This window comes from Chryseobacterium manosquense (assembly GCF_014623485.1).
In the GTDB taxonomy this organism is placed as follows: Bacteria; Bacteroidota; Bacteroidia; order Flavobacteriales; family Weeksellaceae; genus Kaistella; species Kaistella haifensis.
The window spans coordinates 1944751-1960436 of the sequence record NZ_CP060203.1 but is presented as its reverse complement, the minus strand read 5'-3'; the positions used below and the strand labels follow the sequence as shown (position 1 = coordinate 1960436).

Genomic DNA, 15686 nt, shown 5'->3' with positions numbered 1-15686 from the left:
ATAAAAAATACGGATTATGGCCAATAAAACAACAGACATGAGTAAAATTAGAAAAGTCCTTAAGTTTTATAGCAATGGGAAGAGTAAGTTGTTTATCAGCAATTACTTATCGCTTTCCAGAAACACCGTAAAGAAGTATATTTCGTTATTTGAAGTCCTTGGATTAAGTTTTGAGATCATTAACGAAAAGACAGATGCAGAACTTGAACTTTTGTTTTCTCATACTATTGAGGAATCCGTAAGTCCCAAATTACAGACTTTGTACGATTATTTTCCGGTGATGGAACGGGAATTAAAAAAGGTAGGAGTTACTATTTATCGAACTTGGGAGCAGTATATCGCTTTGTATCCCGATGGTTTTCAGATCACCCAATTCCGGCATCACTACAAGATATGGGCAAAGCGGGTGAATCCTGTGATGCACATGAATCACAAAGCCGGTGATAAAATGTATGTGGATTATGCTGGCAAAACCCTCTCTATTACCGATAAAAAGAGTGGTGAGATCAAAAGCGTACAGTTTTTTGTGGCCATCCTGGGAGCGAGCCAGTATACGTATGCAGAAGCTTCGATGAGCCAGCAAAAGGAAGATTTTGTACGTTCGGTAGAAAATGCGATGCACTATTTTCAGGGCGTTCCCGCGGCCATTGTTCCTGACAATTTAAAATCTGCGGTCATCAAAAGCAGCCGTTTTGAACCCACCATTAATGAAACCTTCGCCGACCTTGCAGAGCATTATGGAACCATCATTTTACCTGCCAGAGCCTATAAGCCTAGAGATAAATCTTTGGTAGAAGGCGCTGTGAAGATCTTGTACCGACGGATTTATGCCCATTTAAAAGAAACTCCATTCTATTCATTAGCAGAATTAAACCAACAAATTTGGGATCTGTTAAAGACGCACAACGATAGTAAACTCACCGCACGTCCTTACTCCCGCAAAGAGCTGTTTTTAGAAGATGAAAAGCAAAACCTTCATCCACTTCCAGAAGCGCATTTTGAGATTAAATACCAGTCGCACGCAACGGTGATGCAGAATGGGCACGTTCTCTTGAGTCAGGACAAAAACTATTACAGCGTTCCATATCAATATCTCAAGAAAAAAGTCAAGCTTTTATACACTTCCTCCGCCGTAGAAATCTTCCACAAATACAACAGAATTGCGATTCATAAGCGCAATTACAAACCTTACGTATATACCACCAATGCTGAACATTTAGCCAGTACGCATCAATTTGTGTCCGATTGGAGTCCGTCGCGATTTATTGATTGGGCCACTGAAATTGATCCCGTTGTTGGTGAATATATTATCCAAATTATCGAGAGCAGAAATCATCCTGAACAAGCTTATAAAAGTTGTATGGGAATATTAAACTTCGAAAAAAAGGTAGGTAGAGAGCGATTGATCAATGCCTGTAAACGTGCTCTGGACTTTAAAATTTACAGCTTTAAAACGATCCAGAAAATATTAGAAAACAATTTAGACCAAATTGATTTTGAACAAAAATCAGAGTCGGAACAGCAACTTCCAATCCATGGGAATATCCGTGGAAAACAGTATTACAACTAGATATTAGACCTTAGACCTTAGACATTAACAAAATTAAATTTTAAAAATTATGAACGAATCTACCGTTACCAAAATGAAGCAAATGAAGCTTTACGGAATGCATCATGCGTTTAAAACCGCTATTGAAAGTGGCAAAACAGATCATTACACGCTTGATGAGTTTATCTCGATGCTGATCGATGCAGAATGGGATGAAAGGCACAACAGGCGCATCGAAAGAAGCATCAAGAATGCACGATTCCATTATAAATCGAATATCGAAAGTATCAACTTCGAGCAGTCCCGAAACTTGGACCGCAATCTGGTGCTGCGCTTAGCTGGATGCGAATTTGTAGAGAAAAATGAAAACATCTTGATCACCGGAAGTACGGGCGTAGGCAAAAGTTATTTAGGCACCGCACTTGGTTATCAGGCATCTATAGAGGGTTTTAAGGTCAGTTATTTTAACACCAATAAATTGTTTGCTAAATTGAAAATGGCAAAAGCAGATGGATCTTATCTTCGGGAACTGGCCAAAATACAACGCCAGGAGGTGATTATATTGGATGATTTTGGCCTCCAGGCATTAGACAGTCAAAACAGAATAACTCTTTTAGAACTCATTGAAGACCGTCATAACAATGGTTCAGTCATCGTAACTTCGCAAATCCCGGTTCAGGGTTGGTACGATATCATCGGTGAAAAGACCATAGCCGATGCTATTTTAGACCGGCTGATCCATCAATCTCACCGCCTCGAATTGAAGGGGGAATCGATGCGCAAAAAAAGAGGTATAAACAGAGCCGAAAATTAATTATATTTGAATACAAATTAGCACATGAAAAACAGTCGTTTTTACCACAAAAAAGAGGTGGTCAATTTAAACCGAACTTACATGGTCACTTTAAACCGAATCTAGGTGGTCAATTACACCGAACTTTGCACTTTAACATCAATCCCAAATTTTTCGAATTGATGCTTGAGTTTGTAGTAATGCTCAGAAGCTTCCAACCAAGCTTTTGACGGAATACAGCCCACGTTAAGACAGGTACCGCCCAACGTGCTGTACCTTTCAACAATGGCCACTTTTAATCCCAATTGGGCGCAACGGATGGCACTTACATACCCACCCGGGCCAGACCCTATAATAGTTACATCAAATTTTTCCATATTCGTATTTTTTTAAGTTAGTTAAGGTAGAAAAAACCTGAACCTGACCTTTGGTCACGAGAATTCAGTTTTCTGTAAATCGTCAGCAAAAAGTGTACCGATTTAGTTCAGAACTAAGATAGTGTTTTCATAATAAACAGAACAAAAAAAACCATTAAATTTGATTTATTATGACAGCCAAAAAACCAATCAGTAATCCTGAAAATTATTTAAAAGACATCCGCAGAAAAACCAGAAGGATTTTCACCGCGGAACAAAAGATCCTAATTGTGATGGAAGCCCTTCGGGCTGAAACCTCCATAGCCGAACTCTGTCGCAAGCACGCTATTCAGGAATCTACCTTCTACAAATGGAATAAGGAGTTCATTGAAGCCGGTAAAAAGCAACTCTCAGGAGATACTCTTCGCCAGGCAACCTCCGAAGAAGTCTCTCAGCTTCGGGAAGAGAACCGAAAACTCAAGGAGACGGTCGCCGACCTCGTTATCCGCTACGACATTGTAAAAAAAAGTTTGGAAATTCTGGAATAACCGAAAAATACAGAAAGTATATGAGGTTGTTACCTGAAGAAAAACTGGAAATCATCCAAATGGTTACCCGTAGTGAAATCGGCGTCAACAGGACGCTCAGGGAACTTGGCATTCACAAAAGCACCTTCTACAAGTGGTATAATCTGTACCTTGAGAAAGGTGAAGCGGGATTTCATTCTTCCCCTTCTTCTGGCAGAAGGCAGTGGAACAACATTCCTGAAGAAGAGAAAAATCTGGTGGTAGAAATCGCTTTGAATTATCCTGAACTCTCCAGCAGAGAACTGGCTCATAAAATCACCGATGAGAAGGGTGTATTTATCTCAGAATCCAGTGTTTACCGTATTTTAAAGAAAAGAGGACTGATAACGGCTCCATCGCACATCCTGATTTCTGCCTCGAATGAATTTAAGGATAAAACCAATTTTGTTCACGAAATGTGGCAGACGGATTTTACTTACTTTAAAATTCTGGGTTGGGGCTGGTACTATCTAAGCACGGTGATTGACGATTTTAGCCGCTATATCGTTCATTGGGAATTGTGCCGAAATATGAAGGTGAATGATGTTCAAAGAACCATTGACCGAGCTGTGAAGAAAGCAGGTTTAAGAAAAGGACAAGTTCCGAAACTTCTATCGGACAACGGTTCTTGCTATATTACCGAGGGATTAAAGGAGTATTTACACGATAATCACGGCATGAAGCAAATCCACGGAAAACCCGCTCATCCACAGACACAAGGCAAGATTGAACGCTACCACAGGACGATGAAAAATGTGGTGAAACTGCATCATTATTACGGTAGCGTCCCACTAACTGTGTAAGTTGAAAAGTTATTCTGAAAAATTTTGAGCCCTCAAAGCTCAAAAAATTTTTCGGAAATAACTTTTTACTATTTTTAAACCTTTATACAGTTATGATCGACAAAGAAGAATTATTAAGCAACAAAGAATTTTACAAATCTTTTAAAAGTGGAGAAGACTTAACCTCCTTCTTCAAACAAATGCACAAGAGTGCCGTGGAGCACATGCTGAACGCCGAACTTGATGCTCACCTGGAAACTGAAAAACATGAAAAGACCAAGGATGGAAATTCCATTTACAAGATTATCAACAATCTAATTATCAAAAAGAAGATTTAGGGTTTTCTTTTGCAAAAGAGAATCATTTTATGAAATGGAATGATTCTATTAGCAATCTTTATAATCAGAAACAATCATTAGAGGCAATTAAGAGCAGATATGAGAATGCTGAAAAGGCAATACACATAACACTTCAAAATTTAAAATCGGAGGGTAAATTCCAAGGTTTAATTCATAATTTGAGAGATGAAGGATGGAAAGACTGGCAAATTATTTCAAATATTTTAAATTTTATACTGGATTACAAAATCCGTCTTTTTGAAAGTGAAACCTTAGGTAAAACTACAAATCATAATTTGCAAAAAGTCTTCCATAATATGTTTTGGAAATATATTAAAATTGATGAAAAAGATAATTACATATCTTTCCCTATTGATGCATTTGAATCTAAAGAATTTAATATGCAGTTTAAAGTAGGATTAATAGCTGTACTCCATCGATATAACTTAGAATGTAAATTTCAAACTCCTCCTTTCAATGCAGTACGAGAGTTTTTAAATGTTAAATTCAACTATGATAAAGATGAGTATAATGACATTAATCCATTAAAAGATATTTAAAGAAGTATAATTAAAAGAGTAAAGATTGAGAAAATCGGGATTATTTAAATAAAAGATCCGCAACTTATTTATTTCTAAACGGTTATTTATTTTTAATGACAGTGAGAAATTCGTTCAAGTATTCGTTGGTATGAATTAGTAAGAGTTAAATTATGCATTAAATGTTTGCTGTATGGATTCTACAGTGTTGGCAACCTTAAAAGATATGCGGTAGTAAATAGAAGGATTTTACTTTAAAGGAGAGAATGAATTTTGATTTGAAGACTTTTCATAGTAAGAAATGATTTATTTTATACTAGCACCTAAATTAGCACCTAAAATATAAAACCCTGTAAATCAATCGATTACAGGGTTTTCTGTGGAGTTGGAGGGATTCGAACCCTCGTCCAAACAAGCAACACGTAAGCTTTCTACATGCTTATTCTGTGTTTGGTTTTCGATCGTAAACAGAGCACAGACACCCAATTTACGACTTATCTTCTTTAGTTTTCGTGCTTTGGCCGAAGTTTCCAAAACCTTATTTCCGCATTGCTATACCCCGGAATCAGACGTCGCGAAACAGAACTTCTGCGGGATATCTTGCTTCCTTACTATACTTCGGGAAAACGCTGAATCCTACTATAATTCAGATTAAGCTGCAAGAGCAAACTCTTGGTCGCCAGTTAAAATTGTGTAGCAAGGGATTAAAGAGATCGCGCTACGGTTCTCTGCATGCTTACTTACCCATTGATCTTGCTGTCGAAACCAGTCAACCCCAATTTTTTGTAAGAGTGCAAAGATAAACAAAAATTATTCCTAACTGCAAAAAAATAGGGCGTGTCCTTCCGTCGGTCATTTTGCCGCGCCCGCCTTCGGCGGGCGCGGCGTCATTTCCTCCTTCAGGCCGGGCTCTCCGCTTTATCTTTTTCAGTAACGGCTCCGCCGCCGCTACTGAAAAAGGATGCCGCTTCTATCCCTCACGCGAGAGCAGTGTTTCCCGATCACCCGGATTCCCAAAATATTTAACGTTTAAGCGAAGAGAAATTTCTAAAAAAATTCATAAAAGCGTTAACGGAGGTTAAACTTTAAAAAGTGTAGTTAAAAAAAATTACTTTTAATAAAAATTTGCCAATGAAACCAAAATTACTCCTTCTATTTCTGCTAGTTTGCTCGTCTCTTTTGTTTTCTCAGGAATATATTTTTGGGAAAGTGGCTACTGAATTGGGTGACAAACTTCCCGATGCGGTGATTATCAATATGAGAACGGATGAGAAAATCGTTTCCGACCGAGATGGAAACTTTATGATAGCAGCCAAAAATGGCGATGAAATTCGTGTTTTGAAAAATACTTACGAAAGATTTGTACAAAAAGTTTCGAGCGAAAATTTCTTAAAACCATTGAATGTTACATTGTCCAAAGCGCCTTATTTAATTGAAGAAATCGAATTGGCATTTCAAGCCACGGGAAATCTGAAAAAAGATGTGAAATCCCTAGATCCACCGAAAAGGGTAGTTGCGTTGAATTCATCATTAAACTCATATATGATGACTCCTTTAACGGAAGTTGCTCCGAAACTTTCCACGCCATCTGCATTTGCGCCAAGAGATTTAAGAAGCGGACAAATGACTTTGATTGGAATAAATACGGAAAGTATTGTTTCAACAGTTTCAAAATTATTTGGAAAGAATAGAGAACAATTAACAACCGCCAATTACGCCGAAACGCAAGAATTTTATCGTAGAATAAAAAACACGGTGGATTTAACTTTCTACACTTCTCAAGGTTGGGACGAGGAAGAAATCGACCGATTCCTGATTTATGCAGACCAAACTTATTCTTTGGCGAAGAAGTACCGAAACAATTTCAACATTATAGCCATAAGTTGGGATATGAAATTGGCTTATAAAGAATACATCAAAACCAGAAAAGTGAGATCTTAATGATTCGGTTGCTTTTTATTTTTGCCTTTGTTGGAATCTCAATTTCCGCACAGCAAACGGTTTATGGGAGAATTACCGACGAAGAACAACATCCAATTCCTGCAACTTTGGTGATGAACATGAAAACTGGTTTTCAAGCATATTCTGATCTGGAAGGAAATTTTTCCATCAATGGAAATTTTGGAGACGAGCTAAGATTTGTGAGAAAAGGCTACGAAAGAGTTTCGCTTTTGTTCAATAATGAAAATCCACGCTATGTTTCCATTACCCTTTATCGAGTTGCTGTTGCGATTGAGGAAGTGAAAATTGAGCAAGTGAAATTAACTGGAAATTTAGAAACCGATTCAAGAAATTTAACAAAAATCGACAAAGCTGAAATTCTAAATGCCGAAATCGGAGTTCCAAAACCTCCCGAAAAACCTCGTGAAACTCCGCCACCAACGGTGAAACAAGTTGGCGTTTTGCTCTATGCTTTAAGCAATGTGATGAATTTTAATCATTTGTATAAAAATATTTCAGGAGACGCCCGAAGAATGCGAACTCAATACCGTTACGAAGATTTGCAAGACAATATTCTTTGGATTAGAAAACGTTTAGACGATGATTATTTCACCAATGCTGGAATTCCAGAAGAGAAAATTTCGGAATTTATAGCTTTCTCTTTTCATGATAATCCACAAATTGTGACCGCTATAAAAGCTAAAAGCTTAACGAAAGCAATGTTCTTGATGGAAGAAAAGATGCCGATTTACTTGGAAAGATTAAAAGTTAAATAAATCACAACAAAACGTTAAGAAAATCATAAAATCTGGAATAAGATTTGATACAATAATTTCGGTAACAAAAAGTTATTAATTAAATCACACTTATCTTCTTATGAACAAAAACATTATCGCGATTGCGATTGCCACCCTTGGTTTTATCATCGGTTTAGCTTTATTAGGAAACGCCATCAAAAACCGTAACAAATCCGAAAACACCATTTCTGTAACAGGATTGGGAACGAAAAAATTTACTTCGGATTTAATCGCGTGGAGCGGTAATTTCTCACGAAATAGTTTTGAACTGAAATCAGCTTATGACGAATTGGCGAATGATAAAAAAATTATTGAAAATTACTTGATTTCAAAAGGAATTCCGAAGAATGAAATCGTTTTTTCAGCGGTAGATATTCAGAAACAATTTAATTATTCTACTGATGTCAATGGTAGAAGTCAACAATCTTTTGCGGGATATCAGCTATCTCAAACGGTTTCTCTTGAGAGCAAAAATGTTGCTAAAATAGAGAATTTGTCCAGAAATATTACTGAAATCATCAATTTAGGCATTGAGTTTACTTCTTCACCACCGAATTATTTTTACACCAAATTGGCAGATGTGAAGCAACAAATGATCGCTGATGCCACCAAAGATGCGAAACAACGCGCCGAGAAAATCGCTGAAAATGCAGGGAGTTCCTTAGGCAATTTGAAAAAAGCTACCATGGGCGTTACTCAAATTACCGCACCTAATTCTACTGAAGAATATTCGTATGGCGGTACGTTCAACACGGCTTCCAAAGATAAAGAAGCGAGCATTACGATTAAACTCGAGTACGAGGTGGATTAATTGCTAAAGTTTTCGATAAACGATATCGTAGATTTCCTCTTTGATCCAATCGGTTTTTTCGGGTTGCCAGTTGGCCAATAGCCAAAGGTTTAATGGGGATTTTCCTTCACCATAACTTGGTTGGATGTACTGTTCATCAATGATTCTGAAACCGTTTCTTTTATAGAAATCGATTCTGCGTTGCGCATCGTCGTTCAACGTTTCCGGTTCTGCTTCGAGGATGATGTGGGAATAATCTCTGAATAAATCGGAAATAATTTCTGAACCATATTTTAAACTGCGGTATTCCGAAAAAATCTCGAAATGCTCTACAAATACCGAATTGCTGAGTTCCCAAATGATGAGGTAACCTATGTTTTTAAGGTCTTTCAGTACAGAAAAAACTTTTACATTCGGATTAGAAAATAAAGATTGAAATTGTTTTTCGCTGCGCCTTTCATCTTCCGGAAAGGTTTCGCAATAGGATTGGAAAATCTGTTGAGCTCGAAAATCATCAAAAGAGGGAACCTGTAAATATTCCATTACCATACCATTTTAAAATTTCAAGTTATAAATCGAAAACGCTTGGTCGGCGGGTGATAAACATATCTTTGATCCACAAAGTGAAAGCCAAACCCAGATAAATCAGAAAAAAAACTCCGGCAGTAGCAAAAGTCGAATAGATAAAAAATACCCGAAGTTTAGAAACCGGAATTCCCAATTTTACGCCCATTCGGGTGAGAACACCGAACCACTGACGCTCCATTTTGTGTCGTAGATTGCTAAACATTTATTTTTGTTTTCTCTTCCAAAGATAAGGATTTTACTTAGGAAAGAGCGTCGAAAACTTTAGCGTCGAAAACTTAATTCTGACATCTTGTTTAAATCCCGTGAAAATGGGGAAATCTGGCTCATTATCGGGAAGAGCAATATGGCTTCAGGAATTGCTTCGGGAAAGTTTTCTGTTTTTGTTCGGTAATTCTTTAAATTTTAAAGTTTTGCGTTAATCTTATGTTAAAATTTTGCATTGGTATAATTTCTGAATGAAACGCTCCATATTAAATTTACTATTATGAAAAATCTATTTTTATCAGCCGTGGTTGCCACTGCAACAGTAGCAAGTTGCTCCACCGTTTCTTCAATCTTACAAAATACGTTTCCGTACCACGCAACAGTGGTAGTTACTTCAGCATCTCCCGCCAATACTACTTTGTCGAGTGTTTCCGCTGCGCAAAGTATCAACCAATTGACCGGAGCAGGAGCTAATGTGAAAGACATCCGGGTATCGAACGTGACGATGTCGGTAGGTAATGATACGAGTATGGGCGTTTTCAAATCGGTGCAAGTTTATCTTTCAAACAATGGCGCGAATGAAGTTTTGGTTGCTTCCAGAGATGCAATTGCCGACAATGTAGGAACTACACTTTCTTTAGATGCAAACACAACAAGAACTTTAGATAATCTAATGAAATCCGGTTCCGTTCAGGCAAGAATCGTTTATGTTTTGAAACAATCTCCAACTTCCGATATTTCGCTGAAAACTTCCATAGGATTCAGCAGTGTTCCGGTAACAAATCCTTAATTAAGCATTTCAGATATAAAAAAATGTCCGCACTTTCTGGTACGGACATCTTCTATTTTCAGTGGAATTCTATTTGTTTTTCTTGAAAAATTCAATTCCGCAGTTCAGGAAATTTTTAAAATCTTCTTTCGGCATATAACCGGAAACCGGAGTGTTGATCACTTTTCCTTCCGGCGAAACCAACACATAATGCGGTTGTGAATTATTGTTGAAATTCACCTGTTGAAACATCGACCATTTGTCGCCGATAGTTTTGATTTTTTTCATTTGTCCATTTCCCATATCAATTTTGGTTTGTTCGTTTTCCGGCAATTCTTCTTTATCATCAACATACAGCGAAGCTAAAACCACATCATTCTGAAGAATCGGTAAAATATCGGGTTCACTCCACACAAATTCTTCCATTTTTCGGCAATTTTCGCAACCATAACCGGTGAAATCGATGAGGACAGGTTTATTTTCTTTTTTGGCTAATTCAATGGCTTTGAAATAATCATGTTCAGGATGCATTCCCAAAATTCCGTCTTCTTCTTTATGAAGATAACTTACATTTATCGGAGGCAAAATCCCGGAAAGCATTTGCAGCTTTGGTCTTTCGCCAGGAATTAAACCTTGAATTAAATAGATGATAAAACCAATTCCTAGTAACCCGAATATTTTTCTGGTTAATGAGATTTTTTGCTTTTTGTCATCATGTGGGAATTTAATTTTACCAAATAAGTACAATACTAAACCGATGGTAATAAGAATCCAAAGAACGATGAACAATTCTCTTTTCAGGAAGAAGGTCTTCGAAACCAAATCTGCTTTCGACAAAAATTTCAATGCCAATCCAAGTTCAATGAATCCTAAAACTACTTTCACGGTGTTCATCCAGCCTCCGGATTTGGGTAAACTTTGCAAAGCTTGCGGGAACAATGCCAAAAGTCCGAAAACGATCGCCCAACTCAGTCCGAAACCTGCCAAAGCAAAAGTGAGCAACATCGGAACATTCGCTGATCCTGTAACCGCGCTTCCGAGCAAACTCCCCAAAATAGGTCCTGTGCAGGAGAAAGAAACAATCACTAAAGTGAGTGCCATAAAGAAAATTCCGATTATTCCGCCAGCATCTTCCGCTTTCGAAGATTTATTGGCAATGGAACTCGGTAAAGTGATATCGTAATATCCGAAGAAGCTCCCGGCAAAGAAAATAAAGATCAGGAAGAACGTAACATTCAACCAAACGCTGGTCGAAATTTGGTTAAAAATATTCCCCGCAATCCCATCAATAATATGGAAAGGAACGCTCAATAAAACAAAAATCAGAAGGATGAAAAATCCGTAAATAAAAGCATCGCGTTTGCCCTTCGCTTGATCTTTTGAACCTTTCGTAAAGAATGAAACCGTCAACGGAATCATCGGAAATACGCATGGAGTAAGCAATGCGATGAGTCCACCGAAAAATCCAAGAAGCAAATAGGTCCAGAAATTTTCGTTGTTTTCTTGTTTTTCCATTCCGCAATCGGTCAAAGGATTTTGGAAATCTAAGGAAGAAACTTTAAGTCCTTTTTGTTCCGGAGCAACTGTGGATGCAGAAGTTGCAACCTTATTTTCAGGCGCAGTAATTTCTATGATGGAATCTTTTGCGACAGCGTTTTCACTAATTTTTTCAGTTTCTGTTATATTTTCGGCTACTGCGTTCTGCGTTGTTGTTGCCGAAATTTTCTGTTCAAATTCTAAAGTATTTGGAGCCAGGCAAACGCGGTCGTTGCAGGTTTGGTAGGTAATTTCTGCAGCAACTGTTGCTGGTTTTGCAGGATTTTTAAGTTTAAATTTTTGCTTAAAAAGCACCAAATCCGAGAAATAAACGATTTGCGCGCCGAACGCTTCCGAAAATTCGTCGTGTTTTTTTCCCACTTCTACCACTCCTCCAATCAATTGAATTCCTTCTTTTGAAGAAAGTTTCATTTCCGTAGGAATCCCGGAATCCGGCGGTAAATCTTTCGAATATATATGCCAGTTTTTTTCGATGGTTGCGGTAAGAACCGCTTCGTAAACTCCGTTGGGAAGCGGATTGATGTTGTATTTGAATTTCACAGGATCTTTAATCTGAGCAGAAATTCCCTGGAAAAAGAAAAGAATGATGAGGACGAGCCAATTTTTGAATTTCATTTTTACATTTGTTTTAAACCTCGATAAATAAGGTTAAAATTTGATTTTTATTGTACTTTTAGTATCTTGATTAGCGGAAAATCTTCGGTCTTGACGATGCGGGAGAATTCCCATTACTTCATCATTTCCATTGCACAAAAGCCAGATTTTCTGCCGGGCTAAAATAGGAATTTTTTCATCCTTAAAAAACTTCGAAACGGTCTTTTTGCCTATCATCCCGATTGGGAAAATCAAATCGCCGGTTTTTTTCTTTCTTAATTTTAAAGGAAAAATCAGCTTTTCTTCATCATAAACCCAATGCGTTTCGTTTTCATTAATGATCCATTTTGAAAGAGAAATTTCACGATTATTAATGCTTGAAAGACTTTCTGCGATGATGATTTCTTCTGAATTTTCAGTTGAATTTTGGTTAGAAGTATGTTCAATAAAAACGAAATTCTCGCGATCGACCAGCAATTGAAATTCTGCGGAATTGAAGGTTTTTCCTTTGTCTGCATTGAAGATTTTTGCAATTTCTTTTTCATCTTGAAAACCAAATTTCCTCAGGATTTCAAATTTCGTCAGATCGTCTTGTTCCGCAAATTTCGCTTTGTTAAGGTATAAAACATGATCTTTCTCCGAGATCAGTTCGCGTTCGATTTGCTGAATTTTTTCTTCTACAAATCGTTTGGTTTGGTTGAGAAAATTTAAACTTTTAGCAAAATTCTGCAGGAAATTTTCGTTGGTTTCGAAGAGTTTCGGTGCAATTTCATTTCGGATAAAATTCCTTAAATAATCATTCTTTTGATTGGAAACATCTTCCCGAAATTCCAAATTATTGGCTTCGGCAAAAGCGTAAATTTCATCTTTTGTGAAATTCAAAAGCGGTCGCAAAATTTGTTTTTCATTAGCAGGAATTCCACTTAAACCATGAATTCCAGAAGCTTTTGAAAGGTTGATGAGAAAAGTTTCCAACTGATCGTTGAGGTGATGCGCAGTGACCAAATAATCGAGATTTTCTGTTTTTTGAATTTTTCTAAAAAAATCATATCGAAGATTTCTTGCCCAATTCTGGATGGAATTTTCGGGCTTTTGATCTTTGTCGCTTACTTCATAAAGATGAAACGGAATGTTGTTTTCCGAGCAAAAATCCTGCACCAATTGCTGGTCAGCATCAGAATCTTTTCCCCTTAAATGATAATTTACATGCGCTACTTGAATTTTGAATCTTGAAGAATAGAACAGTTGCAAAAGCGCCATCGAATCTGCGCCACCGCTTACAGCAAGCAAAAAATGGCTGCTTTCTGGGTTTTGAAGCAGATTTCGGAGCGCGAGATTAAATGTTTCTTTGGTCAGCAATTTTAAGAATTATTTGGCAAAGATAATTCTTCTGTTTCAATCGAATTCTCTATTTTTGGCTTAAATAAATCTATTTTTATGAGAACAGGAACCCTTTTAGCCATTGCAATGATGGCACTTACGCTCACTTCGTGTGTAAGCAAAAAGCAATTTGATGCTTTAAATTTAAATTATAATCAATGCATCACCAATATCGGCGAACGACAAAGAGAAATTCAGGATTTGAAAGCGACCAATTCCGGTTTGTCGAGTGAAAATAATTTGTTGAGAGACCAAAATAATGCGTTGAAAACATCATTGGATGCATGTTTGGCAAACGCAGGAAAAGGTTCTGCTAATATTGATAAATTAATTGGAGAGATTAATGCTTCTAACTCTTACATTAAGCGTTTGATTTCTACCAATTCTAAAAATGACAGTTTAAATTTAGCTTTATCTAATAAATTGAAAAGAAGTTTAGATAATGTAGCAGATTCAGATGTAGATGTAAAAGTTCTAAAAGGAGTAGTGATGATTTCACTTTCTGACAAAATGCTTTATAAAACAGGAGATTATAACATTTTACCAGCTGCTCATGAAGTTCTAGGAAAAGTGGCTAAAGTGATTAATGATTATGACACTTACAGCGTTCTCATAGAAGGAAATACAGATAACGTTCCTTTAGCAAGTGCTAATTTACCAAAAGACAACTGGGATTTATCAGCGCTTAGAGCTACTTCTGTTGCGAAAATTTTACAAAAACAATTTGGCGTAAATCCTAGCAGAATCACAGCAGGAGGTAGAAGCGAGTATAATCCTAAAACGACCAATGCTTCAGTTTCTGGACGTGCAGAAAACCGTAGAACGGAAATTATCATCATGCCTAAGCTAGATGAATTCATGAAACTAATGGACATCGCTCCAGTAAAAAAATAAATTTGCTTTTTCGCAATGAACCAAACCTTCAAGGATTCTAAATCCTTGAAGGTTTTTTATTTTCAAAAAATCATTAGAAATTCTGTAATTTTGTAAAAAATCATCACATTGATCCATGAGTTATTTCGAAGAGTTGCATCCAGAAATGGATAGATATTTAGAAGATACTGCTTCTGCAGAACCAGAAATTTTGAAAAGGTTACGAAAAGAAACTTTTCAGAAAACTACACAACCACACATGATTTCGGGATATCTTCAAGGTAGATTGCTTTCTTTGATTTCAAAAATGATTTCGCCGAAAAATATTCTAGAAATTGGAACTTTCACCGGTTATGCGACTTTATGCTTGGCAGAAGGTTTAGCAAAAGATGGAAAAATCACCACTTTGGATGTGAACGAAGATCTGGCGTATTTGCCTCGAAAGTATTTTGATGAAAGTGAATATTCAACGCAAATAGACTTTAGAATTCAAGATGCGAAAGTATTTTTGAAAGAAACCAATGAAATTTTCGACCTCGTTTTCATCGATGCAGATAAAGAAAATTATGTGGAATATTTCAAGCTCATCAAACCGCAGTTGAAATCGGGTTCGGTGGTGATGTTTGATAATGTACTTTGGTACGGAAAAGTTTTGGAGGAAAATCCGAAGACGAAAGCTACGCAAAATATCAAAGAACTGAATGATTTGGTTGCCCAGGACGAAGATTTTGAAAATCTTATTTTACCTTTGCGGGACGGGGTGAATTTAATGAGAAAAATTTAGAGTACTCTCGCAGATCGAGGGGATTTTACAGATTTTTAATTGAAATTGTATCATTATGACTGAAAATGAAATCTCATATCAAATAAGAAAAGCGATTTTTAATGTCTATAATGGTTTAGGCCCAGGTTTATTGGAATCAATATACCAAAAAGTTTTGATTTATGAACTAGAAGATTTGGGATTACAAGTGAAATACGAGGTTCCTTTTCCTATTGTTTATAATGATATTGTTTTTGATTGTAATTTTAGAATTGATATTTTAGTCGAAGATTCAGTAATAATTGAATTGAAGTCGGTAAAGAATTTAGAAGACATTCATTATAAACAATTATCTACCTACTTGAAATTGGCAGATAAAAGGTTAGGAATTTTAGTAAATTTTAATACAGTTAATATATTGGATTCGATCAAAAGAGTAGTATATAAATTTGAAGACTAATCATCTGCTGAATCAGTTTAATCAGCGAGAGTATAATACTTTTTAGC

At 36.7% G+C, this 15686-nt stretch carries 16 protein-coding genes, 1 other RNA gene and 2 pseudogenes; 13 read left to right on the top strand and 6 right to left on the bottom strand.

The window, feature by feature from the left end; translation table 11 throughout:
• Positions 1-16 precede the first annotated feature (16 nt).
• Both istA and istB read left to right on the top strand, forming a co-directional pair.
• Entirely contained in the window at positions 17-1570 is a 1554-nt protein-coding gene (istA, locus tag H0S70_RS09470) for an IS21 family transposase (RefSeq protein ID WP_188320614.1), read from the top strand.
• Positions 1571-1619: 49 nt separating this feature from the next.
• Complete coding sequence (istB, locus tag H0S70_RS09465) at positions 1620-2363, top strand: IS21-like element helper ATPase IstB (RefSeq protein ID WP_188320613.1); 744 nt, start codon at positions 1620-1622, stop codon at positions 2361-2363.
• Between the two features lie 134 nt (positions 2364-2497).
• Here the strand turns inward: istB and H0S70_RS09460 are convergent.
• Positions 2498-2719, bottom strand: a pseudogene (locus tag H0S70_RS09460) (FAD-dependent oxidoreductase); the annotation flags it as partial.
• A gap of 170 nt (positions 2720-2889) precedes the next feature.
• Between H0S70_RS09460 and H0S70_RS09455 the strand changes: the two are divergent.
• The 4 genes and pseudogenes from H0S70_RS09455 (at position 2890) to H0S70_RS09440 (ending at position 4944) form a co-directional block, all read left to right on the top strand.
• The gene (locus H0S70_RS09455; RefSeq protein WP_065721349.1) at positions 2890-3246 is read left to right on the top strand and encodes a transposase; all 357 of its coding nucleotides are present in this window, start codon (positions 2890-2892) and stop codon (positions 3244-3246) included.
• A gap of 20 nt (positions 3247-3266) precedes the next feature.
• Positions 3267-4067: a DDE-type integrase/transposase/recombinase gene (locus H0S70_RS09450; RefSeq protein WP_188320612.1), complete on the top strand. Its 801-nt coding sequence runs from the start codon at positions 3267-3269 to the stop codon at positions 4065-4067.
• A 92-nt stretch (positions 4068-4159) separates the two neighbouring features.
• Positions 4160-4336: pseudogene (locus tag H0S70_RS09445) on the top strand (IS256 family transposase); the annotation flags it as partial.
• A 77-nt stretch (positions 4337-4413) separates the two neighbouring features.
• Positions 4414-4944, top strand: a complete 531-nt coding sequence (locus H0S70_RS09440; protein ID WP_188320611.1) for a hypothetical protein — start codon at positions 4414-4416, stop codon at positions 4942-4944.
• A 356-nt stretch (positions 4945-5300) separates the two neighbouring features.
• On the opposite strand, the gene ssrA is transcribed toward H0S70_RS09440, so the two are convergent.
• Positions 5301-5700, bottom strand: a transfer-messenger RNA (tmRNA) gene (ssrA, locus tag H0S70_RS09435).
• Between the two features lie 354 nt (positions 5701-6054).
• Here ssrA and H0S70_RS09430 point away from each other — a divergent pair.
• From H0S70_RS09430 to H0S70_RS09420, 3 genes are all read left to right on the top strand, one after another.
• Entirely contained in the window at positions 6055-6864 is an 810-nt protein-coding gene (locus H0S70_RS09430; protein ID WP_188320610.1) for a hypothetical protein, read from the top strand.
• On the top strand, positions 6864-7640 hold the full coding sequence (locus tag H0S70_RS09425) for a peptidase associated/transthyretin-like domain-containing protein (protein ID WP_188320609.1): 777 nt from the start codon (positions 6864-6866) through the stop codon (positions 7638-7640). The genes H0S70_RS09430 and H0S70_RS09425 overlap by 1 nt, the downstream gene beginning before the upstream one ends.
• Before the next feature lie 100 nt (positions 7641-7740).
• On the top strand, positions 7741-8472 hold the full coding sequence (locus H0S70_RS09420; RefSeq protein WP_188320608.1) for an SIMPL domain-containing protein: 732 nt from the start codon (positions 7741-7743) through the stop codon (positions 8470-8472).
• A gap of 3 nt (positions 8473-8475) precedes the next feature.
• Here H0S70_RS09420 and H0S70_RS09415 read toward each other — a convergent pair whose 3' ends face one another.
• Positions 8476-8994: a GNAT family N-acetyltransferase gene (locus H0S70_RS09415; protein WP_188320607.1), complete on the bottom strand. Its 519-nt coding sequence runs from the start codon at positions 8992-8994 to the stop codon at positions 8476-8478.
• A 25-nt stretch (positions 8995-9019) separates the two neighbouring features.
• On the bottom strand, positions 9020-9241 hold the full coding sequence (locus H0S70_RS09410; RefSeq protein ID WP_188320606.1) for a PspC family transcriptional regulator: 222 nt from the start codon (positions 9239-9241) through the stop codon (positions 9020-9022).
• Between the two features lie 282 nt (positions 9242-9523).
• On the opposite strand from H0S70_RS09410, the gene H0S70_RS09405 reads away from it, so the two are divergent.
• Positions 9524-10033, top strand: a complete 510-nt coding sequence (locus H0S70_RS09405; RefSeq protein WP_188320605.1) for a hypothetical protein — start codon at positions 9524-9526, stop codon at positions 10031-10033.
• 69 nt (positions 10034-10102) lie between these two features.
• Here H0S70_RS09405 and H0S70_RS09400 read toward each other — a convergent pair whose 3' ends face one another.
• Both H0S70_RS09400 and tilS read right to left on the bottom strand, forming a co-directional pair.
• The gene (locus H0S70_RS09400; protein WP_188320604.1) at positions 10103-12184 is read right to left on the bottom strand and encodes a protein-disulfide reductase DsbD family protein; all 2082 of its coding nucleotides are present in this window, start codon (positions 12182-12184) and stop codon (positions 10103-10105) included.
• Positions 12185-12217: 33 nt separating this feature from the next.
• Positions 12218-13522, bottom strand: coding sequence for a tRNA lysidine(34) synthetase TilS (tilS, locus tag H0S70_RS09395; protein ID WP_188320603.1), 1305 nt, complete (start codon positions 13520-13522; stop codon positions 12218-12220).
• A gap of 78 nt (positions 13523-13600) precedes the next feature.
• Here tilS and H0S70_RS09390 point away from each other — a divergent pair, with 78 nt between their 5' ends.
• From H0S70_RS09390 to H0S70_RS09380, 3 genes are all read left to right on the top strand, one after another.
• Complete coding sequence (locus tag H0S70_RS09390) at positions 13601-14437, top strand: OmpA family protein (protein WP_188320602.1); 837 nt, start codon at positions 13601-13603, stop codon at positions 14435-14437.
• A 115-nt stretch (positions 14438-14552) separates the two neighbouring features.
• On the top strand, positions 14553-15200 hold the full coding sequence (locus H0S70_RS09385) for an O-methyltransferase (RefSeq protein WP_188320601.1): 648 nt from the start codon (positions 14553-14555) through the stop codon (positions 15198-15200).
• 55 nt (positions 15201-15255) lie between these two features.
• Entirely contained in the window at positions 15256-15639 is a 384-nt protein-coding gene (locus tag H0S70_RS09380; RefSeq protein WP_123248844.1) for a GxxExxY protein, read from the top strand.
• Positions 15640-15686: the final 47 nt, after the last annotated feature.

Coding starts and splice junctions, on each gene's coding strand:
- istA (WP_188320614.1), top strand. CDS start 17: ATGGCCAATAAAACAACAGACATGAGTAAAATTAGAAAAGTCCTTAAG.
- istB (WP_188320613.1), top strand. CDS start 1,620: ATGAACGAATCTACCGTTACCAAAATGAAGCAAATGAAGCTTTACGGA.
- H0S70_RS09455 (WP_065721349.1), top strand. CDS start 2,890: ATGACAGCCAAAAAACCAATCAGTAATCCTGAAAATTATTTAAAAGAC.
- H0S70_RS09450 (WP_188320612.1), top strand. CDS start 3,267: ATGAGGTTGTTACCTGAAGAAAAACTGGAAATCATCCAAATGGTTACC.
- H0S70_RS09440 (WP_188320611.1), top strand. CDS start 4,414: ATGAAATGGAATGATTCTATTAGCAATCTTTATAATCAGAAACAATCA.
- H0S70_RS09430 (WP_188320610.1), top strand. CDS start 6,055: ATGAAACCAAAATTACTCCTTCTATTTCTGCTAGTTTGCTCGTCTCTT.
- H0S70_RS09425 (WP_188320609.1), top strand. CDS start 6,864: ATGATTCGGTTGCTTTTTATTTTTGCCTTTGTTGGAATCTCAATTTCC.
- H0S70_RS09420 (WP_188320608.1), top strand. CDS start 7,741: ATGAACAAAAACATTATCGCGATTGCGATTGCCACCCTTGGTTTTATC.
- H0S70_RS09415 (WP_188320607.1), bottom strand. CDS start 8,994: ATGGAATATTTACAGGTTCCCTCTTTTGATGATTTTCGAGCTCAACAG.
- H0S70_RS09410 (WP_188320606.1), bottom strand. CDS start 9,241: ATGTTTAGCAATCTACGACACAAAATGGAGCGTCAGTGGTTCGGTGTT.
- H0S70_RS09405 (WP_188320605.1), top strand. CDS start 9,524: ATGAAAAATCTATTTTTATCAGCCGTGGTTGCCACTGCAACAGTAGCA.
- H0S70_RS09400 (WP_188320604.1), bottom strand. CDS start 12,184: ATGAAATTCAAAAATTGGCTCGTCCTCATCATTCTTTTCTTTTTCCAG.
- H0S70_RS09390 (WP_188320602.1), top strand. CDS start 13,601: ATGAGAACAGGAACCCTTTTAGCCATTGCAATGATGGCACTTACGCTC.
- H0S70_RS09385 (WP_188320601.1), top strand. CDS start 14,553: ATGAGTTATTTCGAAGAGTTGCATCCAGAAATGGATAGATATTTAGAA.
- H0S70_RS09380 (WP_123248844.1), top strand. CDS start 15,256: ATGACTGAAAATGAAATCTCATATCAAATAAGAAAAGCGATTTTTAAT.